Annotated in this window: 16 protein-coding genes; 10 read left to right on the forward strand and 6 right to left on the reverse strand. The window is 73.0% G+C overall.

Annotated elements, in window-relative coordinates; genetic code table 11:
• Positions 1 to 45: 45 nt before the first annotated feature.
• Positions 46 to 4,635, forward strand: coding sequence for a glutamate synthase large subunit (gene gltB, locus OG937_31545; GenBank protein ID WUD78950.1), 4,590 nt, complete (start codon positions 46 to 48; stop codon positions 4,633 to 4,635).
• Complete coding sequence (locus OG937_31550) at positions 4,628 to 6,088, forward strand: glutamate synthase subunit beta (protein WUD75908.1); 1,461 nt, start codon at positions 4,628 to 4,630, stop codon at positions 6,086 to 6,088. Before gltB ends, OG937_31550 begins: the two co-directional genes overlap by 8 nt.
• A gap of 62 nt (positions 6,089 to 6,150) precedes the next feature.
• Here OG937_31550 and OG937_31555 read toward each other — a convergent pair whose 3' ends face one another.
• The 3 genes from OG937_31555 to OG937_31565 all read right to left on the reverse strand — a co-directional run bounded on the left by OG937_31555 (position 6,151) and on the right by OG937_31565 (position 9,360).
• Positions 6,151 to 6,861, reverse strand: coding sequence for a calcium-binding protein (locus OG937_31555; GenBank protein ID WUD75909.1), 711 nt, complete (start codon positions 6,859 to 6,861; stop codon positions 6,151 to 6,153).
• Positions 6,858 to 8,030, reverse strand: coding sequence for a UDP-N-acetylglucosamine 2-epimerase (non-hydrolyzing) (wecB, locus tag OG937_31560; GenBank protein ID WUD75910.1), 1,173 nt, complete (start codon positions 8,028 to 8,030; stop codon positions 6,858 to 6,860). Before wecB ends, OG937_31555 begins: the two co-directional genes overlap by 4 nt.
• Before the next feature lie 85 nt (positions 8,031 to 8,115).
• Positions 8,116 to 9,360, reverse strand: a complete 1,245-nt coding sequence (locus OG937_31565) for a glycosyltransferase (protein ID WUD75911.1) — start codon at positions 9,358 to 9,360, stop codon at positions 8,116 to 8,118.
• Positions 9,361 to 9,888: 528 nt separating this feature from the next.
• On the opposite strand from OG937_31565, the gene OG937_31570 reads away from it, so the two are divergent.
• The 4 genes from OG937_31570 to OG937_31585 are packed head-to-tail and all read left to right on the forward strand — an operon-like array spanning position 9,889 to position 15,693.
• Positions 9,889 to 11,757, forward strand: a complete 1,869-nt coding sequence (locus tag OG937_31570; protein ID WUD75912.1) for a polysaccharide deacetylase family protein — start codon at positions 9,889 to 9,891, stop codon at positions 11,755 to 11,757.
• Complete coding sequence (locus OG937_31575; protein WUD75913.1) at positions 11,754 to 12,818, forward strand: hypothetical protein; 1,065 nt, start codon at positions 11,754 to 11,756, stop codon at positions 12,816 to 12,818. The genes OG937_31570 and OG937_31575 overlap by 4 nt, the downstream gene beginning before the upstream one ends.
• Positions 12,819 to 12,856: 38 nt before the next feature.
• Complete coding sequence (locus tag OG937_31580; GenBank protein ID WUD75914.1) at positions 12,857 to 14,686, forward strand: MBL fold metallo-hydrolase; 1,830 nt, start codon at positions 12,857 to 12,859, stop codon at positions 14,684 to 14,686.
• 26 nt (positions 14,687 to 14,712) lie between these two features.
• Entirely contained in the window at positions 14,713 to 15,693 is a 981-nt protein-coding gene (locus tag OG937_31585) for an alpha/beta hydrolase (protein ID WUD78951.1), read from the forward strand.
• On the opposite strand, the gene OG937_31590 is transcribed toward OG937_31585, so the two are convergent.
• From OG937_31590 to OG937_31600, 3 genes are all read right to left on the reverse strand, one after another.
• On the reverse strand, positions 15,694 to 16,596 hold the full coding sequence (locus tag OG937_31590; GenBank protein ID WUD75915.1) for a zinc-ribbon domain-containing protein: 903 nt from the start codon (positions 16,594 to 16,596) through the stop codon (positions 15,694 to 15,696).
• Between the two features lie 32 nt (positions 16,597 to 16,628).
• Positions 16,629 to 17,651, reverse strand: a complete 1,023-nt coding sequence (locus OG937_31595; protein WUD75916.1) for a class I SAM-dependent methyltransferase — start codon at positions 17,649 to 17,651, stop codon at positions 16,629 to 16,631.
• A gap of 67 nt (positions 17,652 to 17,718) precedes the next feature.
• Positions 17,719 to 18,117: a VOC family protein gene (locus tag OG937_31600; protein ID WUD75917.1), complete on the reverse strand. Its 399-nt coding sequence runs from the start codon at positions 18,115 to 18,117 to the stop codon at positions 17,719 to 17,721.
• A gap of 200 nt (positions 18,118 to 18,317) precedes the next feature.
• Here OG937_31600 and OG937_31605 point away from each other — a divergent pair, with 200 nt between their 5' ends.
• The 4 genes from OG937_31605 (at position 18,318) to pepN (ending at position 23,279) form a co-directional block, all read left to right on the forward strand.
• A complete protein-coding gene (locus OG937_31605; protein ID WUD75918.1) occupies positions 18,318 to 18,575 on the forward strand; it encodes a hypothetical protein in 258 nt (85 codons plus the stop codon).
• A 7-nt stretch (positions 18,576 to 18,582) separates the two neighbouring features.
• Positions 18,583 to 19,185 (forward strand): sortase, encoded by a 603-nt coding sequence (locus tag OG937_31610; protein ID WUD75919.1) that lies wholly within the window; start codon positions 18,583 to 18,585, stop codon positions 19,183 to 19,185.
• Positions 19,186 to 19,424: 239 nt separating this feature from the next.
• Positions 19,425 to 20,678, forward strand: a complete 1,254-nt coding sequence (locus OG937_31615; GenBank protein ID WUD75920.1) for an acetamidase/formamidase family protein — start codon at positions 19,425 to 19,427, stop codon at positions 20,676 to 20,678.
• A gap of 99 nt (positions 20,679 to 20,777) precedes the next feature.
• The gene (gene pepN, locus OG937_31620; GenBank protein ID WUD75921.1) at positions 20,778 to 23,279 is read left to right on the forward strand and encodes an aminopeptidase N; all 2,502 of its coding nucleotides are present in this window, start codon (positions 20,778 to 20,780) and stop codon (positions 23,277 to 23,279) included.
• The last annotated feature ends 183 nt before the right edge of the window (positions 23,280 to 23,462 follow it).

Here is a 23,462-nt window from a genome sequence, read left to right on the forward strand (position 1 = left end):
CCTAGTGCGCATGTCATATGCCAGATGACGACGACGGGAGAGCCGATGCGTTCCGCGTCCACGCACCCCCAGACCGCCGGCTCCGGTTCCGGCCGGTGGTCCCACATGGACGGGCGTCCCGCCCCCCAGGGGATGTACGACCCCCGCAACGAGCACGACGCCTGCGGCGTCGGCTTCGTGGCCACCCTCACCGGCGAGGCGGACCACGCGCTCGTGGAGCAGGCACTGACCGTGCTGCGCAACCTGGAGCACCGCGGGGCCACCGGCTCCGAGCCGGACTCCGGCGACGGCGCGGGCATCCTGATGCAGGTCCCGGACGCGTTCCTGAGGGCGGTCGCCGGCTTCGAGCTGCCCGCCGCCGGCCGGTACGCGGTCGGTACGGCCTTCCTGCCCGTCGAGGACGAGGACCGCCGCAAGGCCGTCGAGTCCATCGAGCGGCTGGCCGCCGAGGAGGGCCTCACCGTCCTCGGCTGGCGTGAGGTGCCGATCGGCCCCGACGTCCTCGGCGCCACGGCGCGCTCGACGATGCCGTGCTTCTCCCAGCTCTTCGTCTCGGACGCCGAGGACGCGCGGTCCGGGATCGACCTCGACCGCCCGGCCTTCGTGCTGCGCAAGCGCGCCGAGCGCGAGGCGGACGTGTACTTCCCGTCGCTGTCGGCCCGGACGCTCGTCTACAAGGGCATGCTGACCACCGGCCAGCTCGAGCCCTTCTTCCCGGACCTGTCCGACGGGCGCATCGCCACCGCGATCGCGCTGGTGCACTCCCGCTTCTCCACCAACACCTTCCCCAGCTGGCCGCTGGCGCACCCGTACCGCTTCGTCGCCCACAACGGTGAGATCAACACCGTCAAGGGCAACCGCAACTGGATGCGCGCCCGCGAGTCGCAGCTCGCCTCGGGCCTCTTCGGCGGGGACCTGGAGCGGATCTTCCCGGTCTGCACCCCGGACGCCTCCGACACGGCGACCTTCGACGAGGTGCTGGAACTGCTCCACCTCGGCGGCCGCTCGCTGCCCCACAGCGTGCTGATGATGATCCCCGAGGCGTGGGAGAACCACGACTCCATGGACCCCGCCCGGCGTGCCTTCTACCAGTACCACTCCACCCTGATGGAGCCCTGGGACGGCCCGGCCTGCGTCACCTTCACCGACGGTTCCGTCGTCGGCGCCGTCCTGGACCGCAACGGCCTGCGCCCGGGGCGCTACTGGGTCACGGACGACGGCCTGGTCGTGCTCGCCTCCGAGTCCGGTGTGCTGGACGACATCTCCCCGGACAAGGTGGTCCGCAAGGGGCGGCTGCAGCCCGGGAAGATGTTCCTGGTCGACACGGCCGGGCACCGGATCATCGAGGACGACGAGATCAAGGCCCAGCTCGCCGCCGAGCACCCCTACGCGGAGTGGCTGGAAGCCGGCCTGATCCACCTCAACGACCTGCCCGAGCGTGAGCACATCGTGCACACCCACGCCTCGGTCACCCGCCGCCAGCAGACCTTCGGGTACACCGAGGAGGAGCTGCGGATCATCCTGGCGCCGATGGCGAAGACCGGCGGTGAGCCGCTGGGCTCCATGGGCACCGACTCGCCGATCGCGGCGCTGTCGGAGCGGCCCCGGCTGCTCTTCGACTACTTCACCCAGCTGTTCGCGCAGGTCACCAACCCCCCGCTGGACGCCATCCGGGAGGAGCTGGTCACCTCGCTGATCAGCGCCGTCGGCCCGTCCGGCAACCTGCTGGAGCCCTCCCCGGCGTCCTGTCGCAACATCACCCTGCCCTTCCCGGTGATCGACAACGACGAGCTGGCCAAGCTCATCCACATCAACGCCGACGGCGACCTGCCGGGCCTCAAGGCCGCGACCCTGTCGGGCCTGTACCGGGTCTCCGGCGGCGGCGAGGCCCTGGCCGCGCGGCTCACCGAGATCTGCGCCGAGGCCGACGACGCCATAGAGGACGGCGCCCGGCTGATCGTGCTCTCCGACCGGCACTCGGACGCCGAGCACGCGCCGATCCCGTCGCTGCTGCTCACCTCCGCCGTGCACCACCACCTCATCCGCACCAAGCAGCGCACCCAGGTGGGCCTGCTGGTCGAGGCCGGCGACGTCCGCGAGGTGCACCACGTCGCGCTGCTCATCGGCTACGGTGCCGCGGCGGTCAACCCGTACCTGGCGATGGAGTCGGTCGAGGACCTGCTGCGCGCGGGCACCTTCCTCCAGGGTCTGGAGTCCGAGGCGGCCATCAGGAACCTGATCAAGGCGCTGGGCAAGGGCGTGCTGAAGGTGATGTCCAAGATGGGCATCTCCACCGTCGCCTCCTACCGCGGCGCGCAGGTCTTCGAGGCCATCGGCCTGGACACCGACTTCGTCGACACCTACTTCCACGGCACCACGACCAAGCTCGGCGGCGCCGGCCTCGACGTGGTCGCCAAGGAGGTCGCGGCCCGGCACGCCAAGGCCTACCCCGCCTCCGGCATCGCCCCGGCGCACCGCCGGCTGGAGATCGGCGGCGAGTACCAGTGGCGCCGCGAGGGCGAGCCGCACCTGTTCGACCCGGAGACGGTCTTCCGGCTGCAGCACGCCACCCGCTCGCGCCGCTACGACATCTTCAAGCAGTACACGGACCGGGTGAACGAGCAGTCCGAGCGCCTGATGACGCTCCGCGGCCTGTTCGCGTTCAAGGACGGCGAGCGCGCCCCGATCCCCGTCGACGAGGTCGAGCCGGTCTCCGAGATCGTCAAGCGCTTCTCCACCGGCGCCATGTCGTACGGCTCCATCTCGCGCGAGGCGCACGAGACGCTGGCCATCGCCATGAACCAGATCGGCGGCAAGTCCAACACCGGGGAGGGCGGCGAGGACCCGGACCGCCTGTACGACCCGGCGCGCCGTTCCGCGATCAAGCAGGTCGCCTCCGGCCGCTTCGGCGTCACCTCGGAGTACCTGGTCAACGCGGACGACATCCAGATCAAGATGGCCCAGGGCGCCAAGCCCGGCGAGGGCGGCCAGCTGCCCGGCAACAAGGTCTACCCGTGGATCGGCAGGACCCGGCACAGCACCCCCGGTGTCGGCCTGATCTCGCCGCCGCCGCACCACGACATCTACTCCATCGAGGACCTGGCGCAGCTGATCCACGACCTCAAGAACGCCAACCCGCAGGCCCGCATCCACGTGAAGCTGGTCTCCGAGGTCGGCGTCGGCACGGTCGCGGCGGGCGTCTCCAAGGCCCACGCCGACGTCGTGCTGATCTCCGGCCACGACGGCGGCACCGGCGCCTCCCCGCTGACCTCGCTGAAGCACGCGGGTGGCCCCTGGGAGCTGGGGCTGGCCGAGACCCAGCAGACGCTGCTGCTCAACGGCCTGCGCGACCGCATCGTGGTGCAGACCGACGGCCAGCTGAAGACCGGCCGCGACGTGGTGATCGCCGCCCTGCTGGGCGCCGAGGAGTTCGGCTTCGCGACCGCCCCGCTGGTGGTCTCCGGCTGCGTGATGATGCGGGTGTGCCACCTGGACACCTGTCCGGTCGGCATCGCCACCCAGAACCCGGTGCTGCGCGACCGCTTCTCCGGCAAGGCCGAGTACGTGGTGAACTTCTTCGAGTTCATCGCGCAGGAGGTCCGCGAGCTCCTGGCCGAGCTGGGCTTCCGCTCGATCGAGGAGGCCGTCGGCCACGCCGAGCTGATCGACACCACCGCGGCCGTCACCCACTGGAAGGCGCAGGGCATGGACCTGGCCCCGCTCTTCCACGTGCCCGAGCTGCCCGAGGGCGCGGCCCTGCACCGCACCACCGACCAGGACCACGGCTTGGGCAAGGCGCTCGACAACGAGCTCATCGCGCTCGCCAAGGACGCCCTCGACAACGGCGACCCGGTCCGCGCCCAGGTCGCGATCCGCAACGTCAACCGCACGGTCGGCACCATGCTCGGCCACGAGGTGACCAAGAAGTACGGCGGCGCCGGCCTGCCCGACGACACCGTCGACATCACCCTGACCGGCTCCGCGGGCCAGTCCTTCGGCGCCTTCCTCCCCAAGGGCATCACGCTCCGCCTGGAGGGCGACGCCAACGACTACGTCGGCAAGGGCCTGTCCGGCGGCCGGGTGATCGTCCGTCCCGACCGGGGCGCCGACCACCTGGCCGAGTACTCGACCATCGCCGGCAACACCATCGCGTACGGCGCCACCGGCGGTGAGCTCTTCCTGCGCGGCACCACGGGCGAGCGCTTCTGCGTCCGCAACTCCGGTGCCACCGTCGTGTCCGAGGGCGTGGGCGATCACGGCTGCGAGTACATGACCGGTGGCCGTGCGCTTGTCCTCGGCCCGACCGGGCGCAACTTCGCGGCGGGCATGTCCGGCGGCATCGCGTACGTCCTCGACCTCGACCCGGACAACGTCAACACCGGCATGGTGAACGTCGAGGAGCTGGACGCCGACGACATCAAGTGGCTGCACGACGTGGTGCGCCGCCACCAGGAGGAGACGGGCTCCACGGTCGCCGAGAAGCTCCTCGCCGACTGGGGTCACACCCTCACCCGCTTCGGCAAGGTCATGCCGCGGGACTACAAGGCAGTGCTCGCCGCCAAGAACGCCGCCGAGCAAGCCGGGCTCTCCGAGTCCGAGACCGTCGCGAAGATGATGGAGGCGGCAAATGGCTGACCCGAAGGGCTTCCTCACCACGCCCCGCGAGACCGCTCCGACCCGTCCGGTCGAGGAGCGCAAGCAGGACTGGAACGAGGTCTACGTTCCCGGCGGCCTGCTGCCGATCATCACCAAGCAGGCCGGACGCTGCATGGACTGCGGCATCCCCTTCTGCCACAACGGCTGTCCGCTGGGGAACCTGATCCCCGAGTGGAACGACTACGCCTACCGTGAGGACTGGAAGGCCGCCAGCGAGCGCCTGCACGCGACCAACAACTTCCCGGAGTTCACCGGTCGCCTCTGCCCGGCCCCCTGCGAGTCCGCCTGTGTGCTCGGCATCAACCAGCCGGCGGTGACCATCAAGAACGTCGAGGTCACCATCATCGACAAGGCCTGGGACAGCGGGGACGTCACCCCGCAGCCCCCGGACCGGCTCTCCGGCAAGACCGTCGCCGTCATCGGCTCCGGCCCGGCGGGCCTGGCCGCCGCCCAGCAGCTGACCCGCGCCGGCCACACGGTCGCGGTGTACGAGCGGGCCGACCGCATCGGCGGTCTGCTGCGGTACGGCATCCCCGAGTTCAAGATGGAGAAGCGGCACATCAACCGCCGCATCGAGCAGATGCGCGCGGAGGGCACCAAGTTCCGCACCGGTGTCGAGGTCGGCCGGGACATGCCGGGCAGCGCACTGCGCAAGCGGTACGACGCCGTGGTGATCGCCGCGGGCGCCACCCAGTGGCGCGACCTGCCCGCCGAGGGACGCGAACTCGGCGGCATCTACCAGGCGATGGAGTACCTACCGCTGGCCAACAAGGTGCAGGAGGGCGACTTCGTCGCCCCGCCGATCACCGCCGAGGGCAAGCACGTGGTCGTCATCGGCGGTGGCGACACCGGCGCCGACTGCGTCGGCACCGCGCACCGCCAGGGCGCCCGCTCGGTCACCCAGCTGGAGATCATGCCCCGGCCGTCGGAGGACCGCCCGGCGCACCAGCCCTGGCCGACCATGCCGATGACGTACAAGGTCACCTCCGCCCACGAGGAGGGCGGCGAGCGGGTCTACGCCGTCAACACCATGAGGTTCGAGGGCGACGAGGACGGCAACGTCAAGGCGCTGCACCTGGTCGAGGTCGAGTTCCAGGACGGGAGGTTCGTCCCGCAGCCCGGCACGGAGAAGGTGATCCCGGCCGAACTGGTCACCCTCGCCATGGGCTTCACCGGCACCGACCAGCGCAACGGCCTGGTCGAGCAGCTCGGCCTGGAGCTCGACGCCCGCGGCAACATCGCCCGCGACAAGGACTTCACCACCAACGTGGACGGTGTCTTCGTCGCCGGTGACGCGGGCCGCGGCCAGTCGTTGATCGTGTGGGCCATCGCCGAGGGCCGTTCCGCGGCCCGTGCGGTGGACCACTACCTCACCGGCGCGAGCATCCTGCCGGCCCCGATCCGTCCGACGGATCGCCCGCTGACGGTCTGACCCTCCGTCGCACCTGAGACGTCCCGTACAAGGGCGTACGGAACGGAACGCGGCGCCTGCCCTCACCCGACCGGGGGCAGGCGCCGCACTGCCATGTCGTGGAACTCCACCCGGGCGTCCTCGGTGTAGGCGCCCACACCGCCCCGGGTGTAGGGGCGTTCGGCGTCCGCGAACGAGGTCAGGAAGCGCCCGTCGACCGTGATCGTGAGCGTGGCGCCGCGCTGCTCCACCTCGATCCGGTACCAGCGCCCGGTGGGGAACGGTGCCGGACCGGTGGCCAGGAAGCGCTGGCCGCCCGGGTACGCCGGGTCGCGCTTGCCCAGCTCCCAGCCGTTCGGCTTGAGGGCGAGGTAGTAGAAGTGCTCCGGGTCGCGGTACGCCCAGACCAGCCACGGCACTTCCCACGGGTTGGGGCGGGAGGTGCGCAGCTGACGGAGCGTTCGCGTCCGCGCCCCGTACGCCATGTCCCCGTACTCCTCGGTGGAGACCACCAGGCCCGCGTGCGTGACGTCCGGGCGGTCCGCCACGCCCGGCGAGAGCAGCAGCGACGTGGCGTCCCCGCGGTTGTCGCCGTAGCCGTCGTACACCGACAGCCAGGGCCCGTGCACCGTGCCGTCCGTCCAGCCGGGCCCGGTGCCGCCGCGCCCCTGGCACGCGTACAACACGCCGCCCACCACCAGCAGCAGGGCGAGCACCAGCCCGGCGGACCGCGGGCCCCTCCGCCGCGGGGGACGGAGGGGCCGGAGCGCGGAGGACCTCAGGGCGGTGGTCATGCCGCGGGGGAGGGCTCCGGGGCACGGGGCGGCGGGACCGCGGAGGTGAGCGTGGTGGGCACGTCCTCGCCGAAGTCCTCGGCGAGCTGGGCGAGCACGCGTTCTGCCGCCCGCCCGTCGCCGAAGGGATTGCCCGCGGTCGCCATGCGGTGGTACTCCGCAGGGTCGTCCAGCAGCCGGCCCGCGGCCGTCAGGATCGCCTCGGGGTCGGTGCCGATCAGCCGGGCCGCGCCCGCCTCCACGGCCTCCGGCCGCTCGGTGGTGGTACGGAGCACCAGCGCGGGCTTGCCGAGGCTGGGCGCCTCCTCCTGGATGCCGCCGGAGTCGGTGAGGACCAGCTCGCAGTCGGCGAGGGTGGCCGCGAAGTCGGGGTAGCCGAGCGGCTCGACGACGTGCACGGCGTGGTGGCCGGACAGTTCGGGCAGCAGGGCCTCGCGCACGGCCGGGCTCTTGTGCAGCGGCAGCAGGATCTCCACGTCCCCGCGCCGGCCGAGCCGGCGCAGCGCGCGGCCCATGGCGCGCATCCGCTCCCCCTGGTTCTCCCGGCGGTGCAGGGTGAGCAGCACCCGGCGGCGGCCGCTGCCCGGGAAGGCGCTGCGGCCGACGCCCTCGCCGAGCACCCACAGCAGGTTGTCGATGACCGTGTTGCCGGTGGTGAACACCTGGGTGTCGGGGGTGCCCTCGGCGAGCAGATGGGCGGCGGCCCGCGGGGTGGGGGCGAAGTGCCAGCGGGCGATCCGCCCGATCAGCCGGCGGTTGAGCTCCTCGGGGAACGGGTTGTCGAGGACGCCGGTGCGCAGGCCTGCCTCGACGTGGGCGACCGGGACGCGTTCGTAGAAGGCGGCCAGCGCCCCGGCCAGCGCGGTCGTGGTGTCGCCCTGGACGATCACCAGGTCCGGACGGTCGTTCCTGATGACCTCGCCCAGCCCCTCCACCAGACGGGCCGTCAGCTCCGAGAGCTGCTGGCGCTCGCGCATCACGTCGAGGCCGGCCCTGGCCGGCACCTGGAGCAGCTCCAGCATCTGGTGGAGCATCTCGCGGTGCTGTCCGGTGGTGACCACGATCGGCTCGAACAGCTCCGAGGCCGCCATGGCCCGGGCCACGGGGGCCAGTTTGATCACCTCCGGCCGGGTGCCGAGGACGAGCATCGCGCGGATCGTTCCCGTCATTCCGGGTGATTCGGATGGGTGAGCGGACATGGTTCCCCCCTGGGACGGTGGTGCAGGTGATCGGGACGAGAAGGAGTACGGGCCGTCAGGTGCGCGCGGTCTTCAGCCAGGTGCGCTTGCCGGTGAGCATCCGCCACAGGCCCCACCAGCCGGCGGCGAACCAGATGTAGCCGTAGAGGATGAAGGCGTGCGCCACCAGGACGGAGCGCACCAGCCCGAGCGTGCGCTCGCGCTTGGCATAGACGAAGCCGTAGACGTAGGCCGCGGTGAAGGAGAGCAGGTACGGGCCGAGCAGCCACATCGGCGAGACCAGCGGCCGGCCCTCCTGGAACGAGGCGGCGACGGTGCCGCCGACGGCGACCAGGAAGGACAGCGGCAGCAGCGAGGTGAGCAGGATCAGCACCGGGCTGGACAGGTGGTAGAGCAGGTCCAGGGCCGGGCGGGTGGCGACCTCGCGCAGGATCAGCGGCACCAGGCCGGCGGACTGCAGGTGGCCCTGGAACCACCGCGAGCGCTGCCGCACCAGCCGCCGTACGTCGAGCACGGCCTGTTGGGAGACGGCGGCGGTGGTGCAGTACTGGTTGCGCCAGCCGCGCGCGATCAGCCGGACCCCGAGGTCGAGGTCCTCGGTCAGGCTGTCGCTCCAGGGGCCGTCGCCGCCGAGCGTGTCGAGCGCGGACAGCCGCATGAACTGCCCGTTGCCGCCCATGCCGACGCTGCCCAGGAAGCGCCGGGCGCTCTGGAAGACGTCGCCGTAGACGACGAACTCCATGTCCTGCAGCCGGGCCAGCAGCCCCAGGTGCCGGTTGTACATGCGGACGCCGATCTGGACGGCCCCGGTGGCCGGGTCGTCGAAGTACGGGTCGACGGCCTGGATGGTGTGCGGGTCGAGCCGGCCGTCGGCGTCGACGACGCAGATGATGACGTCCTCGGGGGCGCGGTGGCCGAGCAGTCCGGCGGCCCGCAGGTGGCGCACGCCCGCGTTGAGCGCCGCGCCCTTGCCGCGCCGGGCGTCGGGGAGCCGGCGCTGGTAGAGCCGGACCCGCGAGCTGTCGGCGGCCCGGGCGACCTCGGACGTACGGTCGTCGGAGGCGTCGTCGATGACCAGTGCCACGAAGCTGTCGGCGGGCAGTGAGGTGATCCGGGCCAGGCTCTCGGCGAGGACCTTCTCCTCGTTGAGGCAGGCGAGCAGGAAGACGTAGAAGCGCTGCCGTCCCGGCTGGCGCACCCGGCGGATGTGGCGCCGGGAGAGCAGGAACAGCGTGGTGTTGTAGGTCCCGGCCAGCACGATCAGCGCGGTCGCGGCCCACAACGCGAACTGGCCGGTCATGACCGGCCCCCGGCGGGGCGGCCGGCCGCCGCGCGGGCCGAGGGTCGGCGGAGCCAGAGTCTCGCCGCCATCAGACCGAATGCGATCAGGCAATACAGCAGGAAGCCCATTCCTGCCGCTATTTGTAAACCCCTGGCGAACGGAATGCCAGGAACAGCCCTCGAAGCCGTGGCCATACCGGCCAGCGGCAGCATTGTGCCCAGTGCGGGCCTTCCGTACATGAGTGAGTTCCCCCCAATGCGTTCCGGCACGAAAGACGGTCCGGAACTTCAGGGCAGGAAGTTAGCAGATACTTTTTGATGATCATCGCCTGATAGGTGGTGCGTGGGGTCGCGCGCGGGGCGTGCGCCCGTATCGCCGCAGCTCCGGGGTGTGCGCCGAAAGGGAGATTCACCCTTCCGGGGGCATTGGGTTTCCGCGGCGGAATGAAAATCGAACGAGAGGCGAATCCGATGATCGTGTTGACAGCGGGCATTGCCGCTCTGAACAATCGGCGGCCTGTTCTGAACCGGTGCAATGGGGGGAAACATGCAATCCCGCATCAGGAGGCCCGGGAAGTCCCGGGTCTCCGTCATCGTCATGCTCATCACGGCCCTCTTGGGGGTCGCATTCCTGTCCGCCCCGGCGGGCGGCGCCGCAGGGCGCGGCCCCGCCGGCAAGGGCGACCACCGCCACCGCGGCGAGCTCCTGGGCGGCCGCGCCGGCCTCGGCAAGGTCGACTTCACGGGCTGGGCCACGGCCCAGCGCGCCGCCGACCGGGAGCGGCGCGCCAAGGGCCCGGTCCGCGGGGGCGGCCAGCCGCCACGGGCCGGCCGCGACCTGACCGGCGCGCGCGCCCCGCTGGCCGCCGCACCCGCGAGGGCGGCTGCGGCCGCCGCCGGCACCACCGCGCTCGTGCTGTACGACACCGCCGGCCCCTACGGACACCTCGGCGAGCTCTACGCCATGGCCACCGCCAACCTCGCCGGCCACTTCGGGACCGTGACCGCCAAGCCCGTCTCGCAGTACACCGCGGGCATGGTCAACCAGTACACGGCCACCTTCTACATCGGCTCCACCTACTACGGCGGGAGCATCCCCGACGCCGTCCCCGCCGCCTTCTACCAGGACGTGGTCACCACCACGCGTCCGGTGACCTGGCTCGCCGACAACATCTGGTCGCTGGCGAACGCGACCGGGGTCGCGCAGTTCCAGACCAAGTACGGCTGGGACCCCACCGCGTCGTACTTCGAGGCGAACGGCAGCGTCGGCACCGTCACGCAGGTGACGTACAGGAACCAGAACCTCACCCGGAAGATCCCGGCCGGCCAGGACGGCGGCGTGCTGCGCCCCGCCATCTCGTCGGGGCCCGGCTACCCGGCGGTGACGCAACTGGCCACCGCGCGCGACACCGGCACCGGCACCGACTTCCCGTGGGCCGTGCGATCGGGCAACCTCACGTACGTCGGTGAGATCCCCTTCGCCTACGTCTCCGAGAGCGACCGGATCATCGCCTTCGAGGACCTGCTCTTCGACTCCCTCGCCCCCGCCACCGCCGAGCGGCACCGGGCCATGATGCGGCTGGAGGACATCAGCCCCAACTCCGACCCCGCGCAGCTGCGGGCCATCGCCGACTACCTCGCCGCGGAGCAGATCCCCTACGGCATCAACGTCATCCCCGTCTACACGGATCCCAAGGGCACGTACAACAACGGCCGGCCGCAGACCGTCACCCTGGCGCAGCGTCCCGAACTGGTCACCACCCTGAAGTACATGCTCCAGCATGGTGCCGTGCTGATGAACCACGGCTACACCCACCAGTACGGGAACACCGCCAACCCCTACAACGGCGTCACCGGCGACGACTTCGAGTTCTACCGGGCCCACGTGGACGCCTCCGACAACGTGGTCTACGACGGCCCGGTCGCCGGGGACTCCGCCCTGTGGGCGCAGACCCGGGTCACCCTGGGCCTGGCCCAGTTCGCCCTCGCGGGACTGCCGGTGCCCAAGCTGTGGACCACCCCGCACTACGCGGCCTCCGCCACCGACTACAAGGTCTTCGCCCAGAACTACACCGCGCGCCTGGAGCGTTCGCTGTACTTCTCGGGCACCCTCGGCGGCAGCACGGCCGACCCCAACCGCTTCATCGGGCAGTTCTTCCCGTACGTCGTCAAGGACGTGTACGGCACCACCGTGCTCCCCGAGAACATCGGCAACTACGAGCCCGAGGCCTACAACAACCACCCGGCGCGCCTGCCGGCCGACCTGATCGCCTCGGCCAAGGCGAACCTCGCCGTCCGCGACGGCTTCGCCAGCTTCTTCTACCACCCCTACTACCCGGTCCAGCCGCTCAAGGAGACGGTCGAGGGCATCCGCGCCCTCGGCTACACCTTCGTCAGCCCCACGACCGCCGCGTGACCCTGCTCCGGAGGACCGCCGCCGCGACCGTCGCGGCGGCGGTCCTCGCCCTCACCGCCGGCTGCACCACCGTCGGCGCCCGGCCCGCGGACCGCCCCGACGACCGGCCGCACGAGCGCCCCGGGGCCGCCGCGGGCGACCGCGTCCGCGGCATCGCGCTGCCCTCCTGGGCCGCGGACGACTACGACAGCCCCGCCGCCGGGCGCTACCTGCGCGGCATCGCCGCCACCGGTGCGCGCTGGGTGTCCTTCACCCCCACCTGGTACCAGTCCGGAGTCCACGACACCTCGATGCGCACCACCGAGGAGACCGCGAGCGACGCGAGCCTGCGGCGGATCGTCCGCGAGGCCCATGCCGCCGGCCTGAAGGTGCTGCTCAAACCGCACGTCGACCTGACCGGCGGCGGCGACCGGGCCGGCATCAGGCCCACCGACCCCGATGCCTGGTTCGGCGCCTACACGCGCTTCATCACCCACTACGCGGAGCTGGCGGGCGGGCTCGGCGTCGAGCAGTTCTCCGTCGGCACCGAACTGGCCGGCACCTCGCGGGACGGCGGGCGCTGGCAGGCGGTGATCCGCGCCGTCCGGAACGCCTACGACGGTCCGCTGGTCTACGCCGCCAACTACGACGAGTACGAGCACGTCCCCTTCTGGGGCGCTCTCGACCTGATCGGGGTCGACGCCTACTGGCCGCTGGCCGAGCGCCCCACCGCCGACGTCGGCCGGCTGCGCGCCGCCTGGCGGCCCGTCATCCGGGAGCTGGCGGGCTACTCCGCCCGGCACCACCGCCGCGTGCTGTTCACCGAGGCCGGCTACGTCAGCCAGCGCGGGACGACCACGGCCCCGTACTCCTGGACCGTCAGCCGGCAACCGGGGGAGGCCGAGCAGGCGGCCGCGTACCAGGCGTTGCTCGCCGCCCTGGACGGGGAGCACTGGTGGGCCGGGGTGTGCTGGTGGATGTGGGACGACTGGCCGGACAGCGGGGAGACCCCGGCCCGGCTCGCGTACAGCCCGCGTGGCAAACCCGCGGAGGAGGTGCTGCGCCGCTGGTGGCGCACATGAGCGTGACAATTCAGGCGAAACGCTGACATTGTGTCGTCATGACGGCTCTCGCACCCGGCGCAACCGAGGACACGACGGACTTCGCCGACGCCGACCGGGGATTCCTCGGTGCCCTGACCCCCGGCCGCGTCACCGACGGCGACGGCCGGGTGGTCTGGGACGGCGACGCGTACTCCTTCCTGCAGGGCCCGTGCCCCGACACGGCGCACCCCGGCCTGTGGCGGCAGAGCCGGCTCGCCTCCCGGCAGGGGCTGTTCGAGGTCGTCGAGGGGATCTACCAGGTACGAGGCCTGGACCTGTCGAACATGACCCTCGTCGAGGGGGACCGCGGGGTCGTCGTCATCGACCCCCTCCGCTCCGCCGAGTGCGCCGCCGCCGCCCTCGCCCTCTACCGCGAACACCGCGGGGACCGGCCCGTCACCGCCCTCATCTACAGCCACTCGCACGTCGACCACTTCGGCGGCGCCCGCGGTGTCCTGCCGCACGGTCACGACCCGGTGCCCGTCCTGGCCCCGGCCGGCTTCCTGGAGCACGCCGCCGGCGAGAGCGTCGACGCCGGGGTCGCGATGACCCGCCGCGCCGTCTACATGTACGGCTCCGAACTGCCCAAGGGCCCGGCCGGGCAGATCGGCTGCGGCCTCGGCCAGACCGCCTCCACCGGAAGCGTCACCCTGATCCCGCCCACCGTCCTGGTCACCCGCACCGGCCAGGACGAGACCATCGACGGGGTCCGGATCATCTTCCAGCTCACCCCGGGGGCCGAGGCGCCCGCCGAGATGAACTTCCACTTCCCCGCCAAGCGGGTGCTGTGCATGGCGGAGAACGCCACCCACACCATGCACAACGTCCTCACCCTGCGCGGCGCGCAGGTCCGCGACGCCCGGCTGTGGGCGCACTACCTCAACGAGGCCCTCGTCCTCTTCGGCAACGCCTCCGACGTCGTCATCGCCTCCCACCACTGGCCGACCTGGAGCCGCGAGGGCATCCACCGGCTGCTGTCGCACCAGCGCGACCTCTACGCCTACCTCCACGACCAGACCCTGCGGCTGATCAACAGGGGCCTCACCGGCAGCGAGATCGCCGAGGAGCTGACCCTGCCCCCGGCCCTGGAACGGATCAACTGCAACCGCGGCTACTACGGCTCCCTCAGCCACAACGTGAAGGCCGTCTACCAGCGCTACATGGGCTGGTTCGACGGCAACCCGGCCCACCTGTGGCAGCACCCCCCGGCGGAGGAGGCGCGCCGCTACGTGGACTGCCTCGGCGGCACCGACGCCACCGTCGCCAAGGCCAGGGAGTACGCCGAGGCGGGCGACCTGCGCTTCGCCGTCACCCTGCTGGGCCACGCCGTCTTCGCCGACCCCGGGCACGCCGCCGCGGCGGAGGAGCTGGCCCTGCTCTACGAACGGCTGGGGCACGGCTGCGAGAACGGCCCCTGGCGCAACTTCTACCTGATGGGCGCCCAGGAACTGCGGCAGGGGGTGACCCGGACCCCCGTCGTCATCGCGAACCCGGAGCTGATGGCCGCCCTGACCGTCGACCAGCTCATCGACTCCCTCGCCATCCGCGTCAACGGCCCCAAGGCCTGGGACGTCCACCTGACCATCGACTGGCGCCTCACCGACGAGCACCGCACCTGGCACCTGACCCTCTCCAACGGCGCCCTCACCTACTTCTCCACCCAGGACGGGCGCCCCGCCGTCCGGCACGCCGACCTGACGCTCACCCTCAGCCGGCCCGAGCTGCACCGGCTCCTCGCGGGCGGCCGCTTCGAGGGCGTCGACCACGAGGGGGACCTGAAGGTGGTCGCGACCCTCGTCGGACTGCTGGACGCCGCCGACCAGGACTTCCCGATCGTCACACCGTGAGGATCCCCCGGCGCGCGCCCGGCACCATGATCCACCACCGCACCGTCGAAGCGAACGGGATCCGGCTGCACATCGCGGAGCAGGGCGAGGGCCCGCTGGTGCTGCTGCTGCACGGCTTCCCCGAGTGCTGGTACTCCTGGCGCCACCAGTTCGCGCCGCTCGCCGCCGCCGGCTACCGGGTGGTCGCCCCCGACCAGCGCGGCTACGGCCGCAGCGAGCGGCCCGGCGCCGTCGACGCCTACACCGTCCTCGACCTCGTCGGCGACGTCGTCGGGCTCGTGCACGCCCTCGGCGAGAGCCGGGCCGTCGTCGTCGGCCACGACTGGGGCGCCCCCGTCGCCTGGCACACCGCGCTGCTGCGGCCCGACGTCGTCCGCGCCGTAGTGGGCCTCAGCGTCCCGCCGACCTTGCGCAGCGGCGACACTCCGCCGCTGCGGTCCGTGCGCGAGCTGTACGACGGGCGGTTCTACTGGAACTACTTCGAGCGGCCCGGTGTCGCCGACGCCGAGTTCGCCGCCGACCCGCGGGCCACCTTCCGTCGTTTCCTGTACGGCGCGTCCGGCGACAACCCCGCCAACGACCCGGTCCCGGCCCAGCCCCTCGTCCCGCCCGGCGGCGGCTTCCTCGACCTCGTCGAGGAGCCCGGGGAACTCCCGGACTGGCTCACCGACGAGGACCTCGACGCCTTCGCCGCCGAGTACGCCGAGGCCGGCTTCACCGGTGGGCTCAACTGGTACCGCAACCTCGACCGCAACTGGCGGCTGACCGCGCCCTGGGCCGGTGCCGCCCTCCAGGTCCCCGCCCTCTACGTCACCGGCGACCGCGACCTCGTCCACGGCTTCCCGGGGATGTCCGAGCTGCTCCCGGTGCTGCGGGAGCTCCACCCCACGCTGCGCGAACCGGTGGTGCTGCCCGGCTGCGGCCACTGGACCCAGCAGGAGCGCCCGGCGCAGGTCAACGCCGTGCTGCTGGACTTCCTGCGGGAGGTCGCTCCGCCCACCGGCTGATCACGTGTCGCACTCCAGCACGGTGCGGCACAGTCCGCACCGTGCCTTCACCCGGCCGCGCACGGGCACCCGGATCCGCTGGTGGCACGTGGGGCAGGAGAAGGAGACCCGCTGGGGGTCGGCGCCCTCGAAGGCGTAGCCCGCGGCCGGGTACGCGCCGCCGCGGCGCCGGTCGTGGGCGTACCGGCGGCGGCCCGCCCAGCCGCAGCCGACCATCGGCGGATGGCGCAGATCGGCCTCGGCGAGCCGCAGCCCCGTCCGGTAGGCCTCCCGTGCCCTCGGGCTGGTGAGCCACGGCTCGATGTCGTCGCCGAATGCCTGCGCCCGCTTGGCCAGGACGTAGCCGAACTCCTCCGGGGTGAGGTAGCCCAGCTTGGACGCGGCCGTGGTCAGCCGCTCCCCGAGCAGCGCCGGCTCCTCCCGGTAGGAGTCCAGCAGCAGCCAGCCCGCGCCCAGGTAGGTCGTGGCGGTGTCGGTGAGGATCTCGTTGTCCCGCACCCCGGGGTACTCCAGGCCGAGCCGGTGCAGGTAGACGTGCATCACCTCGTGCGCCAGCACCGCACCCACGTCGCGCCGGTCGTCCCGGAAGCGCGCGTGCAGCTCCACGAAGTACTCGGGCCCGGCGGCCAGTTCCACGTTGCCCGCGTGCACCATGTCCCGGAAGCTGACCACCATGCGGGCCTCCGGCAGCCGGAAGTGCTGCACGATGGCCCGGGCCACCCGCTGGGCGCCCAGATGGAGGTCCTCCTGCGCGGGGAACGCCACGGCTTCCGGGCGCACGCTCGCGGGGAAGCGGCTCACCGTGTCGTACGACAGCCGCCGGTACAGCGCGGTGAGGGCGGCCCGGACCTTCTCCAGGTGCGGGAAGCCGTGTTCGATCGGGCTGGACGACGGCTCGGTCACGGCGCCTCCCCGGCGGGTACGACGCTTCGAGCCTACGCGTCGACCCAGGCCGTTGTCGCCGTGCGTTCCGGCCCCGTGCCGCTCGCCGAACCGGCCACCCGCACGCCCAGCGCGGCCAGCCGCTCGGCGGCGGTCGGCGCGGTGCCGCCCTCCGCCTGGTACACGCTGACCAGCAGCCGCCCGCCCGGCTCCACGAGTTCCGCCAGCAGCCTGCGGACCAGGTCGCCCAGCCGGCGCTCGGGCACGCAGTCGGCGAGGGTGTGCACGAAGGTGAACCGGCCGCCGTCGGCGGGCCGCCAGTCCAGCGCGTTGCCCACCGCGATCCGCCCGGCCCACTGCGGCAGCCGGCGCCGGGCCAGCGCCACCAGGCGCGGGGCGAAGTCCACACCGTGGGGCTCGACCACCCGGCCCCGCTCCGCCGCCCACCGCCGCACCGACTCCATCAGCAGCCCGTTGGCGCAGCCGACGTCCAGGAACGTGCCGTCCTTGTGGAGCGCCTCGACCACCATCGAGCGCCGCGCCCGCCACTGCTCCGGCTCCCGGCCGAAGCCCGAACCGCCCTCGGGCGTGGTCGCCCGCAGGTAGGCGGGCTCCAGCAGGCGCAGGTTGTCGGCGAAGTACGAGGCCTCGTCCTGCTCCCGGAAGGAGCGCGCCGCGTCCAGCACGGCACGCCGCTCGGGGCCGTGGGGGAGCAGGCCCGCGATCGTGCCGGCGTCGGCCACGACCAGGTCCGCGTCGGCGGCGTGCGGCCGCCGGCCCCGGTACCGGTCGCCGTCCAGCCAGGCGTAGAGCCGCTGTTGCCCCGCGTCCCAGGCGAAGGGGTGCACCCGCTGCCGGTAGTAGCCGGCGCTCTCCAGCGGCACCCGGGCGGCGGTGTCGAGCATCCAGTCCTCGCCGGGCAGCACCTCGCCGGACGGCAGGCGCACCACCCCGTCCGCGCCGCGCACCGCGCCCGCCAGGCCGCCCGGCAGGAACGGCACGAAGGTGACCCGGCGCACCGACGCGGGGTCCGGGTCCTCCTCGACCAATGCGTACGCCGTCCGCCGTGCGTCCATGCCGTTCCCCCTCGGCCGAGTGCGTTCGGGAACACCGTACAAGCGGCCGCCGACACCGGGCCGCCGCTCACCCCGTGACGGCCGGCCCCGGCGTCTGCCCGTAGCAGAGGCAGAACGGGTGCCCGGCCGGGTCGGCGAAGACCCGGAAGCCGCTGCGCTCGCCGCCGCTGTCGTGCAGGAAGGCGGCGCCCAGCGCGACGACCTCCTGGTGGGCGCGCTCCACGTCGGCGCGGGTGGGGACGTCGAAGTCCAGGTGGAACTGCTGGGGGTGCTCCGGATCGGGCCAGCGCGGCGGCCGGTGGAAGGGCACCTCCTGGAAGGCGATCCGGGTACCGTCCGGGGCCGTCAGGGTCACCCACGAGGGGTCCGCGGTGTCCAGGGCCCAGCCGAGGATCCCCTGGTAGAAGGCGCCCAGCGCGGCCGGGTCCGGGCAGTCGATCACGGTGCACTGCAAGGTGGCGATCATCCGCCGAGCCTGCCCGGCCTCCTCCTCGGGACGCAAGGCCCGCCCACGGGACCATACTTTCGGCTGATACGGAACCGGTCGGCCGGGGGAGGCCCCGGCACCCCCGGGCTCCGTACGGTGGGACCCGTGGCCGGCCGCCCGTCGCCCGGCGGCCGGCCACGGCATCCGTACCGCCGTCGCCGAAGGACCCCCACCAACCCATGTCCGCCGCCTGTGCCGCCTCCGCCGTGACCGCCCCCGCCTTGGCCGTCCGGAGCGCCTCCGCCCGGATCGCCGCCGCCGTCGCCTGCCGCGCGGTGCTCGCGTCGGTGCTCGCGGCGTTCGCGGTCCTCGCGGTGTGCGTGGCCAGGGCGGCCGGGGTCCCCGGCACCCTGGGCGGCCCCGGACCGGCGCTGACCGGCGCGTTCCTGCTGGGAGCGGGCGTCTGCGGCGTCCTCTACGCCGTCCGCCCGAGGTGAGGGGGCGATGAGGATGACGCACCGTCGCATCAACGTCCTCGCCCTCGTCCTCCTCGCCGTCGCCGCCGCCGCGACCACCTGGGCGGTCACCCGCGCGGGGCAGGGCGCCGCCGCCGTGGTCCACGGCAGCACGCCCGCCCGCGCCTCCGACCCGGCCGGGCACACCCCGGTGCGCATCGACATCCCCAGCGCCGACGTGCACGCCCGCGTCGTCGACCTCGGGATCACCGACGACGGCACCCTCCAGACCCCCGCGACCGAGCAGGGCCGCTACGCCGGCTGGTACGACCGCAGCGCCGCCCCCGGCGACACCGGCACCTCCGTGATCGTCGGCCACGACGACGGCGGGCGCGGCCGCGCGGTCTTCCACGACCTGCACGCCGTGCGCCGCGCCGACACCGTCGTCGTCACCCGCCGTGACGGCAGCCGCGCCCGCTTCACCGTCACACGGATCGAGCACGTCCCCCGGCGCTCCTTCCCCGCCCAGGACCTGCGCACGGACGGCGGCGTACCCACCCTGCGGCTCGTCACCTGCGCGGGCGACCGGCACGACGGCCACCGGCCCGCCGGGGCGCTGGTCGTGCACGCGACCGCCGTCCGCGCCTCCTGAGTGGCGCTGCGGGCCCGGGCACCCCTCCCACCGCCCCGGTTGCCGCGGCATTTCCGGCGGAGGATCGTGAAGAGCGGGGCTGCCCTCGCATCGGATGCCGGAGTCGAGCGCCCTGGCCGGCGCGCCGCTCGGTTCCCCGCCGACTCGGGCGCCGCCCGGCGGACCCCGGGTCATCCCCCGTCAGCCGGGCCGCCTCGGGCACCCGGGACGCAGGGTCACGGGAGGCCGTGATGTGCTTCGTGCATTCTGGTACCGCGGGCGCCGGCAGCCTGGTGCAGCGGGCCTCCGCAGGACCGGCCGCGGCCGCGCTGTCGGCACTGGCCGCGGGGGGCGGGACGGTCGGCGGAATGGACGTCGCCGGCTCCGGCTTCCCGGACGTGACGACGGGACCGGACGGGGACAAGGTCGTGGACGGGTTCGGCCGCGTACTGCACAACCGGTGGAACCGGGACCTGCCCCCGGTGACCACGGTGCGGCCGGGCGAGGTCGTCCAACTGCTGTGCCGGGACGCCCTGGACATCGGCGCCGCGGCCCGGACGATGACCCCCGAGGCGACCCTGACCATCGACCTCGGGAAGGTCCATCCGCTCACCGGCGCCATCGAGGTGGAGGGTGCGAAGCCGGGCGACATCCTCGAGGTCGAGGTGCTGGACGTCGCCCCGCTCGTGGACTTCGGCTACGTCGTCGTCAGCCCCGCCCTGGGCCTGTTCGGATCCCTGCGCCCCGAACTGCTCGCCCCGCTCGCCCCCTGGAGCGAGGCCTCCCAGTTCAGCGACCCCACCCCCGGACCGGCCGCCGGCGCCCTGCCGGAGGACCAGCCCCACAACAGCGGTGCCCCGTTCCTCCAGTTGTTCGGCTTCGAGCGCGGCCAGAACACCGGGTTCGCCACGTTCACCGGCGCCGACACCGGCCGGCAGGCGCGTATCCCCATCGCGCCCTTCATGGGGATCATGGGCGTCGCGCCCCTGCGCAAGGGCATGTACCGCACCTTCCCGCCCGACGTCAGCGGCGCGATGGGCGGCAACACCGACATCCGGCAGCTGGTCAAGGGAGCGCGGATACAGATCCCGGTCTACGCCGAGGGCGCGCTGTTCTCCGCCGGGGACGGGCACATGGCGCAAGGCGACGGAGAGGTGACCGGGACGGCCATCGAGACGCTCATGGCCGTCACGCTGCGGTTCGCCGTCATCCCGGACACGGTGATCGCCGGTCCCCGGGCCGTCGTGCCCGCCGCGGACCCCACCCAGCTGGCCATGCCCGAGGAGATGCTCGCCCAGGGCTACTACCAGACGACCGGCACCGGACCGGACCTGATGGAGAACGCGAAGAACGCGGTCCGGGACATGGTCGACTGGCTCGCCGGCGAGCAGGGTCTGAGCCTGCACGAGGCCTACACGCTCTGCAGCGTGGCGGGCGACCTGAAGATCAACGAGACGGTGGACCTGCCGTCCTGGCTCGTGTCGATGACCCTTCCGCGCGGCATCTTCACCTGACGGCACGCCGGCCCGCACGCCCGGCCGACCGGCCCGCGCGACCGTGGGCCGCGGCGAACCGCCGTGCGCCGCGGACCGGGCATGGGGCAGCATGACCGCATGCCTGTTCTCACACGTGCCGAGGCCGAGACCCGCGCCCGGCGGATCACCGTCCAGCACTACTCCGCCGACCTGGACCTCACCCGCGGCGACGAGGTGTTCGGATCGACCACCGTCATCCGCTTCACCGCGCTCGCCGACGGCGACACCTTCGTCGAGCTGAAGCCCGCCGCGCTGCACGGCGCCGTCCTGGACGGGCGGCCGCTGGACCCCGCGTCCCTGGACGACAACCGGCTGCCGCTCACCGGGCTCGCGGCCGGCCCGCACGAACTGCGGGTCGAGGCGGACATGCGGTACTCCCGCACCGGTGAGGGCATGCACCGCTTCACGGACCCGGCCGACGGCGAGACGTACCTGTACACCCAGCTCTTCCTGGACGACGTGCAGCGCGTCATCGCCGCCTTCGACCAGCCCGACCTCAAGGCGGTCTTCGAGGTCGCCGTGACCGCGCCCCCCGCGTGGACGGTCCTCGGCAACGGCGTCGCCGAGCGCACCGGGGAGGCCGAGGGCCGCTGGCGCGTGGCGGCGACCCCGCCGATCAGCACCTACCTGCTCGCCGTCGCCGCCGGACCCTGGCACTCGGTGCGCACCGAGCACGCGGGCCTGCCCTTCGGGCTGCACTGCCGGCGCTCCCTCGCCCCGTACCTGGACGCCGACGTCGGGGAGCTCTTCGACATCACCCGGCGCTGCTTCGACCGCTACCACGAGCTGTTCGAGGAGCCGTACCCCTTCGACTCCTACGACCAGGCCTTCGTCCCCGAGTTCAACGCGGGCGCGATGGAGAACCCGGGCCTGGTCACCTTCCGCGACGAGATGGTCTTCCGTTCCGCCGTCACCGACACCGAACGGCAGACCCGCGGCATGGTCGTCGCCCACGAGATGGCCCACATGTGGTTCGGCGACCTCGTCACCCTGCGCTGGTGGGACGACATCTGGCTCAACGAGTCCTTCGCCGAGTACATGGGCTACCAGGTGCTCTCCGAGGCCACCCGGTTCACGGGCACGTGGACCGACTTCGCCGTCGCGCGCAAGGGCTGGGGCTACGACGCCGACCAGCGCCCCTCCACGCACCCCGTCGCCCCGGCCCCGGAGGCCGTCCCCGACACCGCCTCGGCGCTGCTCAACTTCGACGGGATCTCCTACGCCAAGGGCGCCTCCGCGCTGCGCCAGCTCGTCACGTGGCTCGGCCGCAAGGACTTCCTCGCCGGCATCAACGACCACTTCGCACGGCACCGCTTCGGCAACGCCGCCCTCGCCGACTTCATCGACTCCCTCGCCCGCGCCACCGACCGCGACGTCCACGCCTGGGCCGACCGCTGGCTGCGCACCACCGGCGTCGACACGCTCACCCCCGTCCCCGTGGGCGCCGACGGCGGCTGGCGGCTCGACGTGACGCACCAGGGCAGCCGCCCGCACCGCATCGCCGTCGCCGCGTACGACCGCGCCGACGCCGACCCGGCGCAGCTGGTGCTGCGCGAGCGCTTCGAGACCGACGTGCCCGCGAACGGCGAGGCGCCCGGCGCCCGTCCCGGCCCCCGCCCCGACCTGGTGCTCCTCAACGACCAGGACCTGACCTACGCCAAGATCCGCTTCGACGCGCAGTCCTGGGACACCCTGGTCGCCGCGCTGCGCGGCCTGCCGGACCCGCTCAGCCGCGCCCTGGTCTGGAACGCCGCCCGCGACCTCGTCCGGGACGGCGAACTCCCGCCCGCCGCCTACCTCGACGTCGCCCGCGCCCACCTGCCGTACGAGAGCGACATCGCCGTCGTGCAGGGCGTGCTCGGCTTCGCCCGCGGGCAGATCGCCGACCGCTACCTCCCCGCGGCCGAACGCCCCGGCGCGCTCGCCGCCCTGGAGGCGCTCGCCCGCGACCTGCTCACCCGTCAGGACCCCGGGCTGCGACTGGCCGCGGCCCGCGAGCTCATCGCCGCCACCGCCGACCCCGGCGCCCTGCGCGGCTGGCTCACCGAGGGCACCCTGCCCGGCGGGCCCGCGCTCGACCCCGAACTGCGCTGGCAGATCCTCACCCGGCTCACCGTCCTGGGCGCGGCGTCGGCCGAGGACATCGCGGCCGAACTGGACACCGACCCCAGCGCCACCGGCCAGGAGGGCGCCGCCCGCTGCCGGGCCGCGCTGCCCGATCCGGAGGCGAAGCGGGACGCCTGGGAGCGGATGTTCGACGGCGACACCCTGTCCAACTACCTCTTCACGGCCACCGCCCAGGGCTTCTGGCAGCCCGAACAGCTCGACCTCGTCCGCGAGTACGTGCCCCGCTTCTTCCCCGCCGCCGTCGCGGTCGCCGCCCGCCGGGGACCCGCACTCGCCGAGGCCGCGGGCCGCTGGGCCTTCCCCGTCCCCGTCGTCGAGCCCGCCGTGCTCGACCTCGGCGAGCAGTGCCTCCGCTCCGGCGATCCCGCCCCGACCCCCGCCCTGCGCCGCCGCCTCGCAGACCAGCTCGACGACCTGCGCCGCGCCCTCCGCGTCCGCACGGGTTCCGCGTAGCGGGTGCCCGGGGTGCGTCTGCGCGGGCCGGTTGTCGTGTGCGGGTTGTTTGCGCCTGCGGCGGGCGTCCCCCGCCCTCCCGCCCTCCCCCGGCCGAAGGCTGGGGGAGGGCGGGAGGGCGGGGGAGAAACCCCAACCGCAACCACGACGGCGCCGCACACGACAGCTGGGCGAACGCTCCCG

The sequence above is a fragment of the Streptomyces sp. NBC_00510 genome, from assembly GCA_036013505.1.
Taxonomy (GTDB): Bacteria; Actinomycetota; Actinomycetes; order Streptomycetales; family Streptomycetaceae; genus Actinacidiphila.